This window comes from Celeribacter naphthalenivorans, from assembly GCF_020524585.1.
In the GTDB taxonomy this organism is placed as follows: domain Bacteria; phylum Pseudomonadota; class Alphaproteobacteria; order Rhodobacterales; family Rhodobacteraceae; genus Celeribacter; species Celeribacter naphthalenivorans.
The window spans coordinates 152835-169459 of the sequence record NZ_JAIVLK010000004.1; the positions used below are offsets into that span (position 1 = coordinate 152835).

Sequence of the window (16625 nt, forward strand, 5' to 3'; positions counted from 1 at the left end):
GCTCTAGTTGCGGTCCTTGCTCACTTCCTCTTCCCCCGACCAGCCTTCCCACCTCTTTGCCCCGGTCTCCCCGCCGTAGACCGTCCGCTCTTCGCCTTCGCATCCGCCACCGCATCGTCCACCGCCGACTGACGCGCCAACGGATCGTCGTGCAGCACCAGATCGACGGTTTCGAGCCGCTTGATCTCGTCGCGGAGCCGGGCGGCTTCTTCGAATTCGAGGTTCTCGGCGGCCACGCGCATGTCGGTTTTGAGGCCGTCCAGCACAGCTTGCAGGTTCTGCCCCGCCATCGGTTTGTCGATGGTCGCGGTCACGCGGTTCATGTCCACGTCGCCCTGATAGAGCCCCGCCAGAATGTCATCGACGTTCTTCTTGACGGTCGCGGGCGTGATGCCGTGTTCTTCGTTATAGGCGATCTGACGCGCGCGGCGGCGGTCGGTCTCGTCCATGGCGCGCTGCATCGAGCCGGTGATCTTGTCGGCGTACAAAATGACACGGCCCTCGGCGTTCCGCGCGGCGCGGCCGATGGTCTGGATGAGCGAGGTCTCGGACCGCAGGAAGCCCTCCTTATCGGCGTCCAGAATGGCCACAAGACCACATTCCGGGATGTCCAAACCTTCGCGCAACAGGTTGATCCCGACCAGCACATCAAAGGCCCCAAGCCGCAGGTCGCGCAGAATCTCGATCCGTTCAATCGTATCAATATCGGAGTGCATATAGCGCACCCGCACGCCCTGTTCGTGAAGGTATTCGGTGAGGTCTTCTGCCATGCGTTTGGTGAGCGTGGTGACCAAAATCCGCCGCCCCAGCTCGGTCATCCGCTTGGCTTCGTCCAAAAGATCGTCGACCTGCGTGTCCACCGGACGGATTTCCACCACCGGGTCCAAAAGCCCGGTCGGGCGGATGATCTGTTCGACGAAAACACCGCCGGATTGCTCCAGCTCCCAGTCCTTCGGCGTCGCGGACACAAACACCGATTGCGGCCGCATTGCGTCCCATTCCTCGAATTTCAAAGGCCGGTTGTCCATGCAGGACGGCAGGCGAAAGCCATGCTCCGCCAGCACCGATTTGCGCCGAAAGTCGCCTCGGTACATGCCGCCGATCTGTGGCACGGAGACGTGGGACTCATCCGCAAAGACAATCGCATTGTCGGGGATGAATTCGAACAGGGTGGGCGGCGGCTCGCCCGGCGCGCGGCCCGTCAGATAGCGCGAATAGTTCTCGATCCCGTTGCAAAAGCCAGAGGCTTCCAACATCTCAAGATCGAAATTCGTGCGCTGCTCGAGCCGCTGCGCTTCAAGCAATTTGCCTTCGTCCGTGAAGCGAATAAGCTGTTGTTTTAGCTCGGCTTTGATGCCGTTGATTGCCTGTTTGATCGTCGGTTTCGGCGTCACATAATGCGAATTCGCATAGACCCGCACCTGTTCCAACGTGTCGGTTTTCTTGCCCGTCAGCGGATCGAATTCGGTGATGCTCTCTAGCTCCTCGCCAAAGAACGACAGCTTCCACGCGCGGTCCTCCATGTGGGCGGGCCAAATCTCGAGACTGTCACCCCGCACCCGGAACGAGCCGCGATCAAAGGCGGTGTCATTGCGCCGGTATTGCAGCTCGACCAGATCGCTCATCAACTGGCGTTGGTCATACTCCTGCCCCATCATCAAATCGATGGTCATCGCCATATACAACTCGGGCGAGCCGAGGCCGTAGATGCAGGACACAGAGGCCACGATGATCACGTCGTCGCGCTCGAGCAGGGACCGGGTGGCGGCGTGGCGCATTCGGTCGATCTGTTCGTTGATCTGGCTCTCTTTCTCGATGAACGTGTCCGACCGCGCGACATAGGCCTCCGGCTGATAATAGTCGTAGTAGGACACGAAATATTCGACGGCATTTTCCGGGAAGAAGCCTTTGAACTCGCCGTAAAGCTGCGCCGCCAGCGTCTTGTTCGGGGCAAGGATGATCGCCGGGCGTTGGGTCTGCTCGATCACCTTCGCCATGGTAAAGGTCTTGCCCGTCCCGGTGGCGCCCAAGAGCACCTGATTGTGCTCGCCCGCCTCGATGGCGGCGGAGAGCTCCGCGATGGCGGTCGGCTGGTCGCCAGAGGGTTCGAACTGGCTGTGCATGACAAAACGCTTGCCGCCTTCAAGCTTGGGGCGATTTTTCAGATCCTTCGGCGGATCGGTCATCATCAGCGGGTCCATGGTGACTCCTTGGAGGCGGCGGGGAAGAGGGCAGGTCGTTAACAAATGATCTCTTTTTGTTCACGTTTCAAGTCTCGGGTCCAGACTCTTGGGCTTCAAGGCTGGTGTGACGTGAAAGGTAAACAAAGAGTTACTACCATAGGGAGAATTTTATTATTTATTTTGCAACCTAAGCGATATTTTTCCTTGCTTAACGAAAGCCTTCGCGACTAAGCTGATTGTGCAAGCAGCAGAACAGACTGTCCCGGCCGGGCGTGTAACACCCCACCCCACCCCTCGCTCCCACACCCCGGTCGGGCAGTCACTTCTTCCTCTCCCGCCCTGACAGGCGGGTTTTTTATTGCCCAAAGCGGGACCTGCGCGGTTTTGAAAGGCTTGAAACACCCGACAGAAACGGGGATAACGCTGGCAAGGAACAAAGGAGTCCCCTGATGAGCGCTCGTATCTATCAGCCCGCCCGCAACGCGATGCAATCCGGGCAAGGCAAGACCAAACACTGGCTGCTCGATTTCGCGCCGGCCACCAGCCGTGACATTGACCCGCTGATGGGCTGGACCTCGTCCAAGGACACTCAGACTCAGGTCAAGATGACCTTCGACAGCAAAGAACACGCCATCGCCTACGCCGAAGAGCATGGCATCGACTATGTCGTGCAAGAGCCGAAGACCCGCGCCCACAACATCCGCCAAGGCGGTTATGGCGAAAACTTCGCAACCAACAGACGGATGCCCTGGACCCACTGATCCGGTGTAAATCGGGGCAATGATCCCGCGGAGTTCCAGATTGAGCTATCGGTGAGCGCGGCGCACAACATGTTGGCGCGCGTCGCATCGCCGACGAAATCCCCCAAAACGACTTCCTCAGGGCGACCCAACCGGTCGCCCATTGTATGTCCAGACCTGCCAGAGTGCCCATCATGACCATTACCCATCTCGTCACCCACAATGGCGGTTTTCACGCGGATGAACTTCTCTCCTCGGTCCTTCTGACCCGCCTGTTCCCGCAGGCTGAGGTGGTGCGCACCCGTGACGCCGCATGGATCACCCCCGGTGAGGGCAAGATCATCTATGATGTGGGCCGCGATTATGACGCTGAGGCGGGCATCTTTGATCACCACCAGCGCCCCAATCCTGTGCGTGAGGACGAGCAGCCTTACAGTTCCTTCGGTCTGATCTGGAAACATTACGGTCATGAGTACCTACGCGCTCTGGAGGTCCCCGAGGCCGATCTGGATGACATCCACGGCAGCTTTGAGCAGAGCTTTGTCCTGCCCATCGATCTGATGGACAACGGCGCGATGAACCCTTCGGTCGCAGGTCCGCTGACGCCTTTGACCCTCTCCGTCCTGTTGGAAAGCCTAAAGCCCGTCTTCGACAACCGCAGCTCTGACGCGGACGATCAAGCCTTTGCGGAGGCATTGCCGATCGCGCGGGCGTTTGTCGAGGCGTCGATCACCAAGAAAGCCGCCAAGCGTCGTGCCGAGGCCATTGTCACCAAGGCGATCTCGGACGCTGGCCCCTCCCGCATTCTGGAATTGCCTATGGGCATGCCCTTCCGTTCGGCCATTGAGGCGGCTGGTGCGGACCACCTGCTGTTTGTGGTGAACCCCCGCGACGATGACTGGTCCATCGGCGGTATTCGCATCAGCGGTGACAGTTTCGAACAACGCGCCGATCTGCCTGCCGCTTGGGCAGGTCTGACCGACGCGGCCTTGGAAGACGCCAGCGGCGTCAAGGGCGCAAAGTTCTGTCACAACGGACGGTTCATCGCCGTTGCCAGTAGCCGTGACGCCGCCTTGAAGATGGCCGCACTGGCCGTCGAAGAGGCTGAGCGCACAGGCATCACAGACTGATCTTGCCGGAGGCACGATGGACTTCCTGCTGAACGGGGACGAAACGGGGCGCACCACGATCCTGCTGGCCCATGGTGCTGGCGCAGCGATGGACACCCTTTGGATGAATACGGTTGCCGAAGGGCTGGAAGCCCAAGGCTTCCGCGTCGCCCGCTTCGAGTTCAGCTACATGTCCGCCCGTCGCTCTGGTGGCTCTAAGCGGCCACCAGCCAAGGCCGACACCTACGCGCCAGAGTTCCTTGCCGCCATTGATGCGCTTGGCTGCGAGGGACCGCTGATCATCGGCGGGAAAAGCATGGGCGGCCGTGTGGCCAGCCTGATCGCACAGGACCTGTATGACGCGGGGCGGATCAAAGGCATGCTGTGCCTCGGCTTCCCGTTCCATCCACCAAAGAAGCCCGGCCATCGGCGTGGTGAGACCCTTGCCGAGATCACCTGTCCAACCCTCATTTGCCAAGGCACCCGCGATCCTTTCGGCGCGCGCGAGGAGGTGCAGGATTACGATCTGTCCAATGCGGTGACGCTGCACTGGCTGGAAGACGGCGATCACGACCTGAAGCCCCGTAAACGGGTGACTGGCAAGATGCTTGCGGACCACCTCCTTGAGATCGCTGAGCAAACCAAGGTTTGGACAAAGTCCTGCTGCTGATGGACGTCGTCCATATGCGGCTCTCGTTCATCTGAGCGGGGCGCGCCCGGGCTCAGGTCTCTCCTGTGATCTATGATACAGCCCACGCCGCAGCGCGCCCAAGGTATGCGGGCTGACATGAAAGTGTTACGCGGCCTTCGCATGTTGCCATCGAAAGATCGTCATTACAGCTTGCCGGGGATGTCCATGAAGCACGACACGCAGTTTCGAGGCCAGGTCAACACCGCGCTCGAGGTGGTTTTCGCCGAGAATGTGGCCTCCTTCGCGCTCGATACCGATGGGCTTGTGACGATCGGTTTCGAGGCAGATGGGGGCGAGCCTGTCGACGTGACGCTACAGGCCGATGCGCAGGCGCGCACGGTGCTGGCCTGGGCCGAAATCTGCCGGGCGCATGAGGCCGAGAGCCGTGTGATCTTGCGGGCGCTCAAGATGAACTTCTTCGCACTCAGCCCCACCGGTGCTTTCATCGCCTATGACCCGGCCCGCGCCGCGCTTCAGCTCTGTTACGAGACCGGCGAACGGGTGGTGCGTCCGGAGGAACTCGACCGGTTTCTCGGCGCTTTCGTGGCCGGGGTCGAAGCCGCGCGCCGGGCCTTGCGGGAGGACGTTGTCCCGACCTCGGCTCCGTTGGCAGGCGAGATGGGCGCGCTCCTGATCCGGGGCTGATCCACACCGCGCCAGACGCATCAATGAGGAGGGCTCGCCATGGGCACCAACGTGAAGGGGAGCCTCGGGCTTCCGGGGCTCAATCTTGCCAGGTTCCAAGCCGACAGGGCAGGGCGCACCAAGGCCACCACGCTGGTTTCGAGCGCCAAGCGGAAGACCAGCCCGCCGCCGCAGAAACTGCCCGAGCCGCCCCGGGTGAAGACCGCGACCCTGTTGGCCGCTGCCCGCAACCGCGCGCCTCAACCTGCGCCCAACCCGGCTCCCAATCACGCCCCTAACCAAGCCCCCAACCAAGCTGTGCCACCTCAGCCCAATGCGCCGCAAAACCTGCCAGCTCAGCCCGCGCCGCCGCCCGGCCCGCCGCCGATGAACCCGGCTGCACAGGCGCGGCTGGCGGAGATGCCGGGCGAACTGGCCGGGCTCGTCACGCGTGCGGAGGCCTTCATCGGCGCCGCGACCACCGAAACCGGCGCCCGGGCCGAACAGCTGACCGAGCGCAAGGCTTTGATGGCCGAGATCGGCGCCGCACTGGCCGAGGTCGAGCAGGCCGCGCGTTTCAATCTCGCCCGGCCCGAAGTGGATGCCCTTCGGATGCAGCTCGTGGGGCTGGCGCTCGACGTAGCTCTGCCGGACCTTGCGCAGGTCCGCGCCGATGGGTGCGAGCTGGGTGACGAGGTGCAGGCCTTTCTGGTGGCGATCCATGCCGAGGCGCATCCCTCCGACCAGCTGCGCGACGCCCATGCGGGGCTGTCCCGCATCTTGGTTGACATGCGCGCGGGGTTTGCCGACCGGCCGGAGATTGCGGCGGAGGTCACCGGCGCGTTTCTCAAGGCGATGGCCGACACCCCGCTCATGCGCGGCACGGCGCATGGCCCGGTCGAGAAAATGCAGATGCTCGAACAGCTCACCCGCGGCCTGGCCCATGGTCTCGTCACGGTGGGGCAGACACCGCTTTTGAACACCGAAAGCGAGGGCGCGGCGAAGGTGCTTTCGGCACTCCGGGCCGAGCACTATGCCGATGGGGCGGCGCGGCACTTTTTGGCCACGCTCGATCCGCAGGCCGAGCCGGGGCTGGCGCAGGACGTGGCGGCGCTGGGGGCTGAGGGGCTGCGCGGGCTGGGCCATGAGGCGATCCGCGCGCGGCTGCCAGAGCGATTGCGCGACGGGCTCGATGCCGCCGTGACGCGGGGCCGCGAGGGGGCGGCGCTGCGCGATGCCTACGAGGCGCAGGCCACCCGCACGGCCCGCGCGCTCGGCCCCGATCTGGCGCGGCTGGCCGAGGCCTCGGTGCTGCTCAAAGCGCGCGGCGCGCATATGGCCGACGAGGATGGCGTGCCGGGGCAGGCCCCCGATACGGTGGTCGACGAGATGCTGCAGGGGCTGGCCGGAACCAACAGGCAGGCCGCCTTCCAGGTCGCCAAGCTGGCGCTCACCATGGAGCGGCTGGCCACCGCAGAAGAGGCGACGCTGGGCTACAACCAATTCGGCATCGCCCCCGAAGAGCGGTTCGACGCCGCCGCGATCCTGCAGATCACCGGCCTGTCGGAGAAGGACATCACCTCGATGGGCTATGCGTTGGACGAGGTGGGGGCGACCTTCCAGCAGAACATGGAGCGGCTCGGCAAGGCCGGGTTCACCGGGGTCGGGCAGGTCAATGAGACCATGGACCGGATGCGCGGCCTCAAGGCGGTGATCGAGAACCGCGACATTCAGGACAATCTGCGCGCCGATCTGCGCAGCCAGACCCGGACACTGGGCACGCTCCTGCAGAAGGAGATCGCCACCGACGCGATGGAGAGCTTCGGCGCGGCGCTGGGCGATGACCTTTCGGCCGATGGCGGTACCGCTCTGGCGCAGGTCTTCGCGGGGATCGGCGGAGCGGTGCACGAGGCGCTCTTTGCCACCGAGACGGGCGTGCCGAGCGAGACCGGGCAGCGGCTCGACGCCCTGCAGGCGGATCTTGCGGTGAACGCCGAGGTGAGCCTGCAGGTGGCGCAGGAGCTGACCGCGCTCGAGGACGAGATATTGCTGCACCAAGAGGTTCTGTCCGACTACGCCGCGACCCATGGCCGGATCGACAGCCGGCATCCCGAGGGGCTGAAAAGCGCGCAGCTTATCCTGAAGGTGATCGACCTCGACGCCACCGCCGCCAACCACCCGGAAGGGGCGGTGAAGGCGATGATCGAGCGCGAGCGTGACGCGGCTCTGCGCCAACTCAAAGGGTTCGACGCGACCCTGCTCAAGCGCAGCTGGAGCGGCAGGATGGCCCTTGGCGGCGGGCGGGTGCCGGGGCTTGATGCGGTCAGGGGGCTAAAGGACCATGCCCGCGCCATCGTCTTCCTGCGGGAGACCGGCCCGGAGCGGATGGCCGGGCTGCGCGCGATGCAGACCGAGCTGGGTCTGGCCCGCGCTGAGCTTCTTGCCGAGCGGCGCGACATGGCGCCGAACCTGCTGGCTGCGGTCGACCGGATCATCCATTCCGCCGTGCTTTCGCAGGTGCCCTTCGACGCCGCCCCGACCGATGTGGAGTTCGGCTTCAACCCGGAATACGCCATGGCTGACAGGCGCGAGGAAATCGTCGCGCAGTTGCAGGACTGGGGGCTAGATACGGAGGCCTTTGCCACCGAGATCGACCGTGCCATCGAGGCGCCGCTCACCGGGCGCAGGCTGGCCGACTGGCAGCGGCAGGCTGATCGTGGCACGTTCGACCAGCTGCTCGACACCGGGCTTGTGGAGCGCGCCCCGGCCAAGGGCAGCCGTTTCGGGCGGCTCGCGATGGATGGGCTGATGTTTCTGGCGAACAAGCGCCGGATCGGTTCGCAGATGCGGCAGGAACTGGCGGCGCTGGTTGAGGCGATGCCCAATGGCAGCAAATTCGACCTGATGAGTGGCACAGAGATCAAGCTCAACACCGGTCGCATCCCGCTCGAGCCCACCGCCACGATCACCCTGCGCGGGCGGCTCGCGGGCTCGCTCTTCAAGTCGATGGTGATCGAGACTGGCAGCTCGGGCGAGATCAAGCTGCTGGGCATGGCGGGCGGTACCGCCAAGCTGGGCGCCGATTTGCAGGCGGCGGTGAAACTGGCCGAGGCCGAGCTGGGCGGGGGCAAGGCCGAGGTGAAGCTCGCGGCCCAGCTTTCGGCCGATGCGGGTGGCGAGCTGGCGCGCGGCTTCCAGCTGAGCTTTCCGAAGGGCGAGGCGGGCCGACAGGCCGCGCTTGACACGCTCCTGCGTCTCACCGAGCGCCAACGCCCGAGCGCCGAGATTTTCGAGACGGCGAGCGATGTCAGCAGCTTCCACCGGCAGAAGGGCAGCGTGGGACTGAAATCGGCGATCAGCGCCAAGGCGGCGATGGGCTGGCAGCCCGGCGGCAATGACGGCGATATGTTTGACGATGGCGAGGACGACCCCGATTACAAGTCCGGCGCCAAGAACAAGCACGGATTCGGCATCAGCGCCGGGATCACTGCGCGCGTCGGCATGGGCGGCAAGAAAGAGGTCTTCCACGGGCTCGACAAGTCGGTGGTGAAGACCGAGGTGCAGACGGAGATCGGGATCAGCGCCAAGGCTTCGCTCTATGCCCAGACCTTCACCGCGCTCGGCATGGGCACCAGCGCGTTGATCAACGACACCGGCCTTCAGCGGGATATGGACGAGCGGTTCGACAAGGGAAGCGGTGACACGGTGGAGGGCAGCTGGACGGGGGGCGATGCCACCATGGCCACCGATATCGCGGGCATAAGCGCCGACATGAGCGTGACCTCGGTGCAGAAGAAGAAGCTCGAATTCGATGTGATCGGCGAGGACAAGCGCGAGGTGCTGACCAAGGTGGAGCTTAAGGAAATCACCGATGGCGCCAACACCCCCACCATGCACCACATCATCGCCAGCTTTTCCGACGGCACGCTCGAGCGGCTGCGCGACACGCCGGAACAGCTGGCACAGGTGCGTGGTATGATCGATGAGATCGGCGGGCTGGGCCTGTCGAGTTCGCGGGTGGAAGTGGCCTATAATATCAAGTCCGACAAGCTGGCGCTGGCCAACGAGCTCTTTCTCGAGGCGGAGCTGGCGCGCAGCACCGGCGACAAGCGTGGCGCGCGGATGCTGACCACCGAGGCACAGGCGATCCTGGATGACCGCGAGAACTACGCGCCGGCCAAAATCTCGCTGATCGACAAGACCTCTGCCAAGGCGTCGACCAATCGCGGGCGGGCGCCGCTGATCGAGCTCAACATGGTCTCGAAAGCCGGTGTCGAACGGGTGGTGATGTCGGTCGGGCTCTGAGGGGGAAGGGCCCTGCGGGAATGTGAGGCTATAAGTGCCGGAAGGCATACAAAGGGCGAGGTCGTCAATTTGCACGACAGTGGTGTTAGACGCCGTTGATGTCTTGGAAGACGGCCCCTTCCGCATCTCTGCGGGTTTGCCACGATCTGTAGGATGCATGCCGCCTTTGGGCGGGAGTCGCTGCGCGATGGCGCTGTTCAATGCCCTGTGCGCCAGATCAGGTTTCATGCGGTTCGATGCGGAGACACTTCCGGCTTCGGCGCTATATATGTTGAGATCCGTTCTTTTGTTGAGATGAAAGACGTCGCATAGGCCACCTAAAAACTGACGTACCAGGTCCGCCCCGGCGGGCTTTTTTGTTGCCTTCTCATGTGTTTCGCGGGAACTTGCCCCGACTTTCACGAGATCTTTGCTCCGGGTCAAAAGGAGGTAAAAATAACCTATTGTTTGCGCTTGCCTTTAAGAACTCTCTCGAGATAACTTCGCGCTGATTTTCACGGGTGCCGTTTCGTGATGTCTAAGCACCGGTTCCCCGGCGCTTTTTCGACCGTGACCCAGGTCTGATGTGGTCAAAGCGCGGTCCCTTAGCTCAACTGGATAGAGCAGCTGACTTCTAATCAGCAGGTTTGGGGTTCGAGTCCTCAAGGGATCGCCAATTTTTCAAATAAAATCAATTTATTACATGGTTTTCAAATGTTCTCATTTGTTCTCTTTTTAAATCGGGAAGCAATAAGGAAGCACGCGGGAGAGGTTTTGAAGGCGTTGCCTAGAAGCAACTGCCGAGCCGCTTCGCGGTGCTTTGGGCGGGAAGCGGACTTTCGCTGCGTTCGCGATTTTTCAGTCGATTGGACCGAAAGCTGACATTCGTCATGTCAGCCGACAGGATTAGCCGAGAATTCTAAATGTTGGATCTTTGCAGGTCGCTGTTAATTCTTTCCCAAACCACGGGAACCGCTTTGCATTCGTGGAAAATTCGTAGCTAATTCAAACATAGCCTCTGGAATCACTAAGGTAGGAAAATGACCAAGTCCGTCACGGTAGAGCTGAAAAATTGCTACGGTATTGATGCCCTCACCCATACCTTCGACTTTTCCAACAATAACATGCCAATACTTGTGTATGCACCGAACGGCGTAATGAAAACGTCATTGGCGAAAACGCTCCGTCAATATGTGAACAAAAAAGAGCCCGAGGATATCTTTTTCCCCGAGCGAACGAGCACGTTTACCATTGCAGACGAAACCGGCGCAGCGTTGGATCGCGAAGCCGTATTCGTTATAGATTCGATAGACGAAAAGTATCAGTCCACACGTATCTCGACCTTGCTTGCAAGCGAAGAGCTCAAAGCCCGATATGACGAGATATTCGGCTCTATTGCGGATAAGAAGGAAAGTCTTCTCAAGTCCTTGAAGAAACCTTCGGGTCTTTCAAAGGATATAGACGCTGCGATTGCAGGAGCGTTTAAGCTCAAGAGAGAGGATGTTCTTGTTGCACTGGCGCGTCTGGAACGCGAAGTCAAAGAAGGAGCTCACGTTGGATTTGCGACACTGAAATACAAGGTTCTTTTCAGTGACAAGGTTGTCGAGTTCCTTCAAAACTCGGACGTCAAGGCGCTGATCGATGACTACACCAAAATCTACGAGCAGATTTTGGACCAGTCGCTCTATTTCAAGAAAGGCGTCTTTAACCACAGCAACGCCGAAACCATCGCCAAGAATCTTAAATCAAACGGTTGGTTTGAAGGTGGGCACTCGGTCAACCTAAACCACGGCGGAGAGCGCAGCGAGATAACAACAGAAGCCGACCTGATCGCAGCTATCGAGACAGAGAAGGAGAAAATCCTGACCGACCCGAAGCTCGCTGAAATGTTCCAGAAGGTGGACGGGTCGCTGACAACTGCGGAGCTCAGGAGCTTTCGGGATTATCTGATCGAACATCCGTTCGTCGTCGCGGAACTTTCGGACATAGACACCTTCAAGCAGAAGGTCTGGATTTCCTATCTCGTCCAGAACAGCCGCGAGTATTTCGAGCTGATAGAGGAGTACGACGCCAGTAAGGAGAAAATTAAGGCTATCATCGGAGAGGCTGAGAAAGAACAGACGCAATGGGAAGCCGTCATTGCGCTGTTTAACGACCGGTTCTCGGTCCCGTTCAAGGTTCAAGTTGAGAACAAGGGTGATGCCGTTCTCAATGTGTCTGCGCCACAAATTGCCTTTTACATTGAAGACCGGGAAGGTGGCGCGGCAAGAAGAACAGACAGGGCGATTTTGGATAAAGGGCTTAGCAACGGCGAAAAGCGCGCCCTATATATCTTGAATATCATCTTTGAGGTCGAAGCGCGACGAAAAGCCGGTATAGAGACGCTTGTGGTGGTGGACGATATTGCGGACTCGTTTGACTACAAGAACAAGTACGCCATCGTCGAATATCTGCATGACATGAGGTCGGATGATGGCTTCCATCTTGTTATCCTGACCCACAACTACGATTTCTACCGCACAGTGCGCGGCCGTCTTGGGGTGTTCGGCGACAACAAGTTGCTTAGCAATCGCCTGAATGGTGCATTGCAGCTCATTCCAGACAAACTGAGTGACAATCCCTTTACGGACTGGAAGGGGAACCTCACCGATCCCGTGGTGTTGGTCGCTTCGATCCCGTTCGTAAGAAATCTTGCCGAGTACGTCGGGAACGACGCTATCTTTACTCAGCTGACGGCATTGCTGCACATTAAGGATCAAACCAAGACGCTTACCGTCGGTGAGCTCTACGAGATGTACCAGTCTGTGCTTGCTGCCGGGAGTTTTTCCGATTTCAGTACATTGACGGGCCGAGTATTTGATCTCGTGATGTCGGCTTGCGATGACATCTGTAAGATTGAAGACGATGATCTTTCGCTTGAACAGAAGATTGCTCTGTCGGTTGGGATCAGATTGGTGGCGGAGGAAGTCTTGATCTACAAGATTAATGATCCCGACTACGTACAACAAATCGGCAAAAACCAGACGGGCAAACTGATCCGGAAGTACGAAAGATCAGGAAATTGTGATACCGCAGTTTTGCGGTCAGCTAAGCGTGTCGCGCTGATGACCCCCGAAAACATCCACCTAAACTCTTTTATGTTTGAGCCGATTCTCGACATGTCAGGGCACCATTTGAAGACCCTCTTCGCGGAGGTGAGTGCCTATGCGAGTGCATAGATCGCTCTCGGCGCGGGACATCCGCGTCGGGGAAACTGCACTGTAGCGATCTCATTCAGTGCGAACGGCAGGTTAGGGCCGAGGCGGTGAACTGTGCTCGACCAAAGGTTTCTCGGTCAGATTACATTCTCAAACCTATCTTCCGCCCATTGTCTGAGTTTATCCGCTGCTTGCATGCCGACATAATCGGGCTGTGTATTCCACGCTGGGGCCGACGGATGTCCGGTTCTGTAGGCAGAAAACTCCTCGACCGTGGCTTTCACTATTTCATGGGCAAATTCAGCTGCCTTGCCCAAGTAAACAATAGTTCGAGGATTTATGTGTTCGACCTGATTGGCAAATCTAATTCTGTTTTCGTCAGCCAAAACCTCGTCTTTTGTTGGCTGTGTTCTCCCATCATAGTCTTTACGCCCTCGATATCGCGGGAGCGAATGAGCATTGATTAGGCTGTAGTCATCTAACTTATCCGAGGGGAAAATATCCGGGTGAAGTACGTGTAATCTTTGCAGCATGATAACGAGGTTCCTTCCAGCTTGGCCAGCAAAGGGCCTGCCATTAATCTCTTCGTCTACCCCAGGGCACGCGCCAACAAGGAGCACTCTCGGATTACCGTCTCCAACCTTGAAATCTGGTGTAGGCATAAACGCTCCTGACAGTTGATCTGCAACATACGTTGCCGCAAACGACAGCATCTCGATGCGAGGATGCAAGGTCTGCTTTTAGGATGCTGCAACAGCGCAGTTTCGCAAGGCTTTACTGGAAGTTCTGGGCCGATTGCACCAGTCTGGGGAGTTCTTGCCCGAGGCGGGCAATGTCGCCCGCCAAAAGTGTGATTTGGTTTTTGTGTTCACCCCACAAACCTATACCGCTCCTTGGCCTTGCTGAGCTTGTTGGCAGCACGCTCCGGGTCCGCCTGTATCTCCATCCGCAACCGCTCGCCCATGCCTTGCATGTAGACCTGTAGATCGTCGCTCTCGACGCCCTCAAGGGCCGCCAGAGTGGTGCAATTGCCCAAGGTGAGGGCGAGGATCATTTTGATCTGATCGGCCTTGTGGACCTCCTTCACGGCGCTGGCGTCTACATGGCTGCGCAGCTCGGTCAGGTCTTCGTCGGCGTCTACCTTGGCGACCTCCCAAATCGCGTGGTTCGGCCAGCGGGCGCGGTTGGTGTCCATCGGGTCTGGTTCGCAGTAGCGGATTTTCTCAAAGGCTTCAGCGATCACATCGCCGAATTTGGCGTCGAAATCCTCCCAAGTGGTGATGCCCCAGCGGTCTTTCATAATCCGCTTGCCTGCCCGAACTTCAATGCGCCAGATTTGGCTCTCTGAGCGGTCTTTCGGGTCCAGAGGGGGCAAGCCCTCGGCTTTACGGGTCTCGTTCCACAACTCCCACCAGATCGGCTTGCGCTTGTCGGTGACTTCCAGCCGCTTGTCATAGATCGTCACTTGTCGCCCCGGCATTTTGCCGACGGTCACAGAGGTGAAGCGCCCGGATTTTCCATTGCTCAGCGTGTGGTCTTCCGGGGTCAGGTGATCCGCGCGGTTGGAGTGGCTGTGGATCACAAAATTCTCAGGCGTCAGCTCAAACTCAGGAGCCAGAATATCGACGCAGAAGTCGGTGCGCCCTATACTGACCTGTCGCGGGCCATAGCGCACGCCCAGCCGTTCCAGCGTCTTGGCGATATAGGCGCGCACATAGCCTAGCCCTTGCGTTGCCAGCATGAGCGAGCCGACGACAATGCGGATGCCCCACGGGTCACGGGCGTTGGGTTTCTTAAAGAACCATGTGACGTTGAGAGGCCCGCCTTGCAACACAAAGCGATAGCCCTGTACGCCGTGGGGCAGGAGGTCAAAATCTGCCCCGCCATAGCTCACAGGGCGTTTCTCGCGGGCCTCCTCGGCCTCTTCGCGGATCGGATCGAGGTGTTCGAACAGCTCGGGCGGAATATTGGCCTCAATCGACAATTCTAGACGGTCAAAGCCACGGTGAACGATTTTCATAGATTTGGTTTCTCTCTTTGGCGGGCGGTATTTCCAGAGGGGGGTGCTACAATCACCCCCCTCATTCGGCGGATGCCGCGCGTAATTTCTAAAGGTGTTTGTGAAGTGCGGGCGCTGGCGCGCCCTTCAATTGTGCCTCCGGCGGGGCAGCGATTGTTTTGGGGCCGGGCGTGACGCCCGGCGCTCCAATTAGCTGTTGGCTGCAAGCTGCTTTGCGATCCAGCTTTCGGCCCGTTCCGCGCATTTGGAGACGTTCAGGAGGTCATTGTGACCGAAGGCGCTTGTGTTGCGCCAGTCGCCCTCCTGTGTCTTGTAGGCGCGTGTCAGATCGACGGAATAGAAGCCGTCATTGTTCCAGATGGTGGCCGTGATCAGGCCGATTTTAAATTTGTAAGCGGGTTGTTGGCTCATGGTGATTTCCTCTCTGTTGCCGTGGCAGCGGACATAGAAAGGGCGCGAGGTGACGATGTCGCGCCCCGCGCCCCTAGAGCCATCCGGCCCCAAAATCCCGTTCGTTGCTGCCAACTCCGAACGGGTAAAACTCTAGTGAATTAGGAAGGTGCGACCGTGGTGTTCGCCACGCGCTTTGCGCCGATCCAGTCTTGCAGATCGCGGCGCGTGTAGCGCACGGAGCGGCCCGAGACTTTGATGAACAGCGGCCCGCCACCGCGCACGCGCCAGTTCTGCAAGGCGCGCACGGAATAGCACAGGTAGCTGGCCGCTTCTTTCTCGTCGATCAGGCGGTCGTAGTAGTCAGGATCAGGTGTGTTTGTAGCTTGTTGCATTTCGTTGCCTCGGTGTGTTGGACTTGATGAGACAAGCGTAGATGGATGCGAAATGCGGAAATAGACGTTACAATTATTTTTAATTGCGCCGTTTTTTGGCGCGATTAAATTGTATGTTTTACAATATGTTGGGTGATTTTTAAATTAATTGGGTGGAGTCGAGATTTTAGGTGGCGCTATTATTCTTTCGAGGCGCGCCTGCGGACTTCCAGTCGTCCGGGACAACATCACTCCAAACGAGACGAAACAGCGCTCTGCTGATTGTGAGGGGCTTAAAGTGCTTTTGGGCCACTAAGAGGTATTCATCTCGTTTCATGGGTTTCTTTGGGTGCTTCTCACATTCCAATTTCAGCCATGCAGTCAAGACTTCTCTTGCATTCGTCGTGTCGTGAAGAGGTTCTGTTTCGGGCAGGTTTTGTGTCCAGACGTCATAGACGCTCTTTTGCACAAACGCGGGACCACGGCGCAAGGCGCTTTCATCTTTCGGAATGCGAACCATTGAAAGTGCATAAGACACGCGGAAGTCGGAGCACTGACACCAGTTGTTCCACGGAACAACCAAATGCGTCCCCACGATGATTCTGAGTTCGCCGTTCTTAAAAGCTCCTGTCAGTTCCTTCTCAACAGCGATGCGCCGCGAAAAGCTGGCGTGGTCCGCGACCCAAGTATCGGAAACTTGCGGCAGCTGCGCGAGTTCGATCTTGGCCTCTTTCATGCGCGTATTCAGTGCCCCGAGGTTGTCGCTCGTTTCCTGAAATTCGCTGTCAGATAAATCCATTGCCATTAGTGCGTGCAGTGGGGCCATGGCGTTCTGCAAAGAGGTGATTTTCGCAAACAGCTCTTTGCGCTGCTCTTTGATCTCGTCTGGGTTCTCGGTGTCACGGGACCATGCCTCTTCCCCTGTCCAATCTTGGGGGAACATGAGGCGTCCCGTTCGGTCGAACACTTCAAGGAGGCTGTAATAAGCAGAGAGATCAAAACGTAGCATGGTC

At 59.3% G+C, this 16625-nt stretch carries 12 protein-coding genes and 1 tRNA gene; 7 read left to right on the top strand and 6 right to left on the bottom strand.

What is annotated here, in order from left to right:
* Positions 1–20: 20 nt before the first annotated feature.
* Entirely contained in the window at positions 21–2201 is a 2181-nt protein-coding gene (gene uvrB / locus LC094_RS10165; RefSeq protein ID WP_319003290.1) for an excinuclease ABC subunit UvrB, read from the bottom strand.
* A 431-nt stretch (positions 2202–2632) separates the two neighbouring features.
* On the opposite strand from uvrB, the gene LC094_RS10170 reads away from it, so the two are divergent.
* The 7 genes from LC094_RS10170 to LC094_RS10200 all read left to right on the top strand — a co-directional run bounded on the left by LC094_RS10170 (position 2633) and on the right by LC094_RS10200 (position 12849).
* Entirely contained in the window at positions 2633–2944 is a 312-nt protein-coding gene (locus LC094_RS10170) for an ETC complex I subunit (protein ID WP_226552532.1), read from the top strand.
* 173 nt (positions 2945–3117) lie between these two features.
* On the top strand, positions 3118–4053 hold the full coding sequence (locus tag LC094_RS10175) for an MYG1 family protein (protein WP_226552534.1): 936 nt from the start codon (positions 3118–3120) through the stop codon (positions 4051–4053).
* Between the two features lie 16 nt (positions 4054–4069).
* Positions 4070–4702, top strand: a complete 633-nt coding sequence (locus tag LC094_RS10180) for an alpha/beta family hydrolase (protein WP_226552536.1) — start codon at positions 4070–4072, stop codon at positions 4700–4702.
* A 117-nt stretch (positions 4703–4819) separates the two neighbouring features.
* Positions 4820–5368 (top strand): type III secretion system chaperone, encoded by a 549-nt coding sequence (locus LC094_RS10185; RefSeq protein WP_226552538.1) that lies wholly within the window; start codon positions 4820–4822, stop codon positions 5366–5368.
* A gap of 39 nt (positions 5369–5407) precedes the next feature.
* Positions 5408–9652 (top strand): hypothetical protein, encoded by a 4245-nt coding sequence (locus tag LC094_RS10190; protein WP_226552548.1) that lies wholly within the window; start codon positions 5408–5410, stop codon positions 9650–9652.
* Between the two features lie 578 nt (positions 9653–10230).
* Positions 10231–10307, top strand: a tRNA-Arg gene (locus LC094_RS10195).
* A 364-nt stretch (positions 10308–10671) separates the two neighbouring features.
* Entirely contained in the window at positions 10672–12849 is a 2178-nt protein-coding gene (locus LC094_RS10200) for a hypothetical protein (protein ID WP_226552550.1), read from the top strand.
* Positions 12850–12965: 116 nt separating this feature from the next.
* Here the strand turns inward: LC094_RS10200 and LC094_RS10205 are convergent, their stop codons facing one another.
* The 5 genes from LC094_RS10205 to LC094_RS10225 all read right to left on the bottom strand — a co-directional run bounded on the left by LC094_RS10205 (position 12966) and on the right by LC094_RS10225 (position 16621).
* Positions 12966–13490, bottom strand: a complete 525-nt coding sequence (locus LC094_RS10205) for a uracil-DNA glycosylase family protein (RefSeq protein WP_226552552.1) — start codon at positions 13488–13490, stop codon at positions 12966–12968.
* Between the two features lie 206 nt (positions 13491–13696).
* A complete protein-coding gene (locus LC094_RS10210; RefSeq protein ID WP_226552554.1) occupies positions 13697–14848 on the bottom strand; it encodes a hypothetical protein in 1152 nt (383 codons plus the stop codon).
* Positions 14849–15037: 189 nt separating this feature from the next.
* Positions 15038–15259, bottom strand: coding sequence for a hypothetical protein (locus LC094_RS10215; RefSeq protein ID WP_226552556.1), 222 nt, complete (start codon positions 15257–15259; stop codon positions 15038–15040).
* Positions 15260–15399: 140 nt separating this feature from the next.
* A complete protein-coding gene (locus tag LC094_RS10220) occupies positions 15400–15633 on the bottom strand; it encodes a helix-turn-helix transcriptional regulator (protein WP_226552558.1) in 234 nt (77 codons plus the stop codon).
* A gap of 166 nt (positions 15634–15799) precedes the next feature.
* Positions 15800–16621, bottom strand: a complete 822-nt coding sequence (locus tag LC094_RS10225) for a hypothetical protein (protein ID WP_226552560.1) — start codon at positions 16619–16621, stop codon at positions 15800–15802.
* Between the last annotated feature and the right edge of the window lie 4 nt (positions 16622–16625).

Bases quoted from the DNA above. Each gene is read 5' to 3' on its own strand.
- LC094_RS10220 (WP_226552558.1), bottom strand. From the start codon at position 15,633: ATGCAACAAGCTACAAACACACCTGATCCTGACTACTACGACCGCCTG.
- LC094_RS10170 (WP_226552532.1), top strand. From the start codon at position 2,633: ATGAGCGCTCGTATCTATCAGCCCGCCCGCAACGCGATGCAATCCGGG.
- LC094_RS10200 (WP_226552550.1), top strand. From the start codon at position 10,672: ATGACCAAGTCCGTCACGGTAGAGCTGAAAAATTGCTACGGTATTGAT.
- LC094_RS10210 (WP_226552554.1), bottom strand. From the start codon at position 14,848: ATGAAAATCGTTCACCGTGGCTTTGACCGTCTAGAATTGTCGATTGAG.
- LC094_RS10175 (WP_226552534.1), top strand. From the start codon at position 3,118: ATGACCATTACCCATCTCGTCACCCACAATGGCGGTTTTCACGCGGAT.
- LC094_RS10185 (WP_226552538.1), top strand. From the start codon at position 4,820: ATGAAAGTGTTACGCGGCCTTCGCATGTTGCCATCGAAAGATCGTCAT.
- uvrB (WP_319003290.1), bottom strand. From the start codon at position 2,201: ATGGACCCGCTGATGATGACCGATCCGCCGAAGGATCTGAAAAATCGC.
- LC094_RS10180 (WP_226552536.1), top strand. From the start codon at position 4,070: ATGGACTTCCTGCTGAACGGGGACGAAACGGGGCGCACCACGATCCTG.
- LC094_RS10225 (WP_226552560.1), bottom strand. From the start codon at position 16,621: ATGCTACGTTTTGATCTCTCTGCTTATTACAGCCTCCTTGAAGTGTTC.
- LC094_RS10205 (WP_226552552.1), bottom strand. From the start codon at position 13,490: ATGCCTACACCAGATTTCAAGGTTGGAGACGGTAATCCGAGAGTGCTC.
- LC094_RS10190 (WP_226552548.1), top strand. From the start codon at position 5,408: ATGGGCACCAACGTGAAGGGGAGCCTCGGGCTTCCGGGGCTCAATCTT.
- LC094_RS10215 (WP_226552556.1), bottom strand. From the start codon at position 15,259: ATGAGCCAACAACCCGCTTACAAATTTAAAATCGGCCTGATCACGGCC.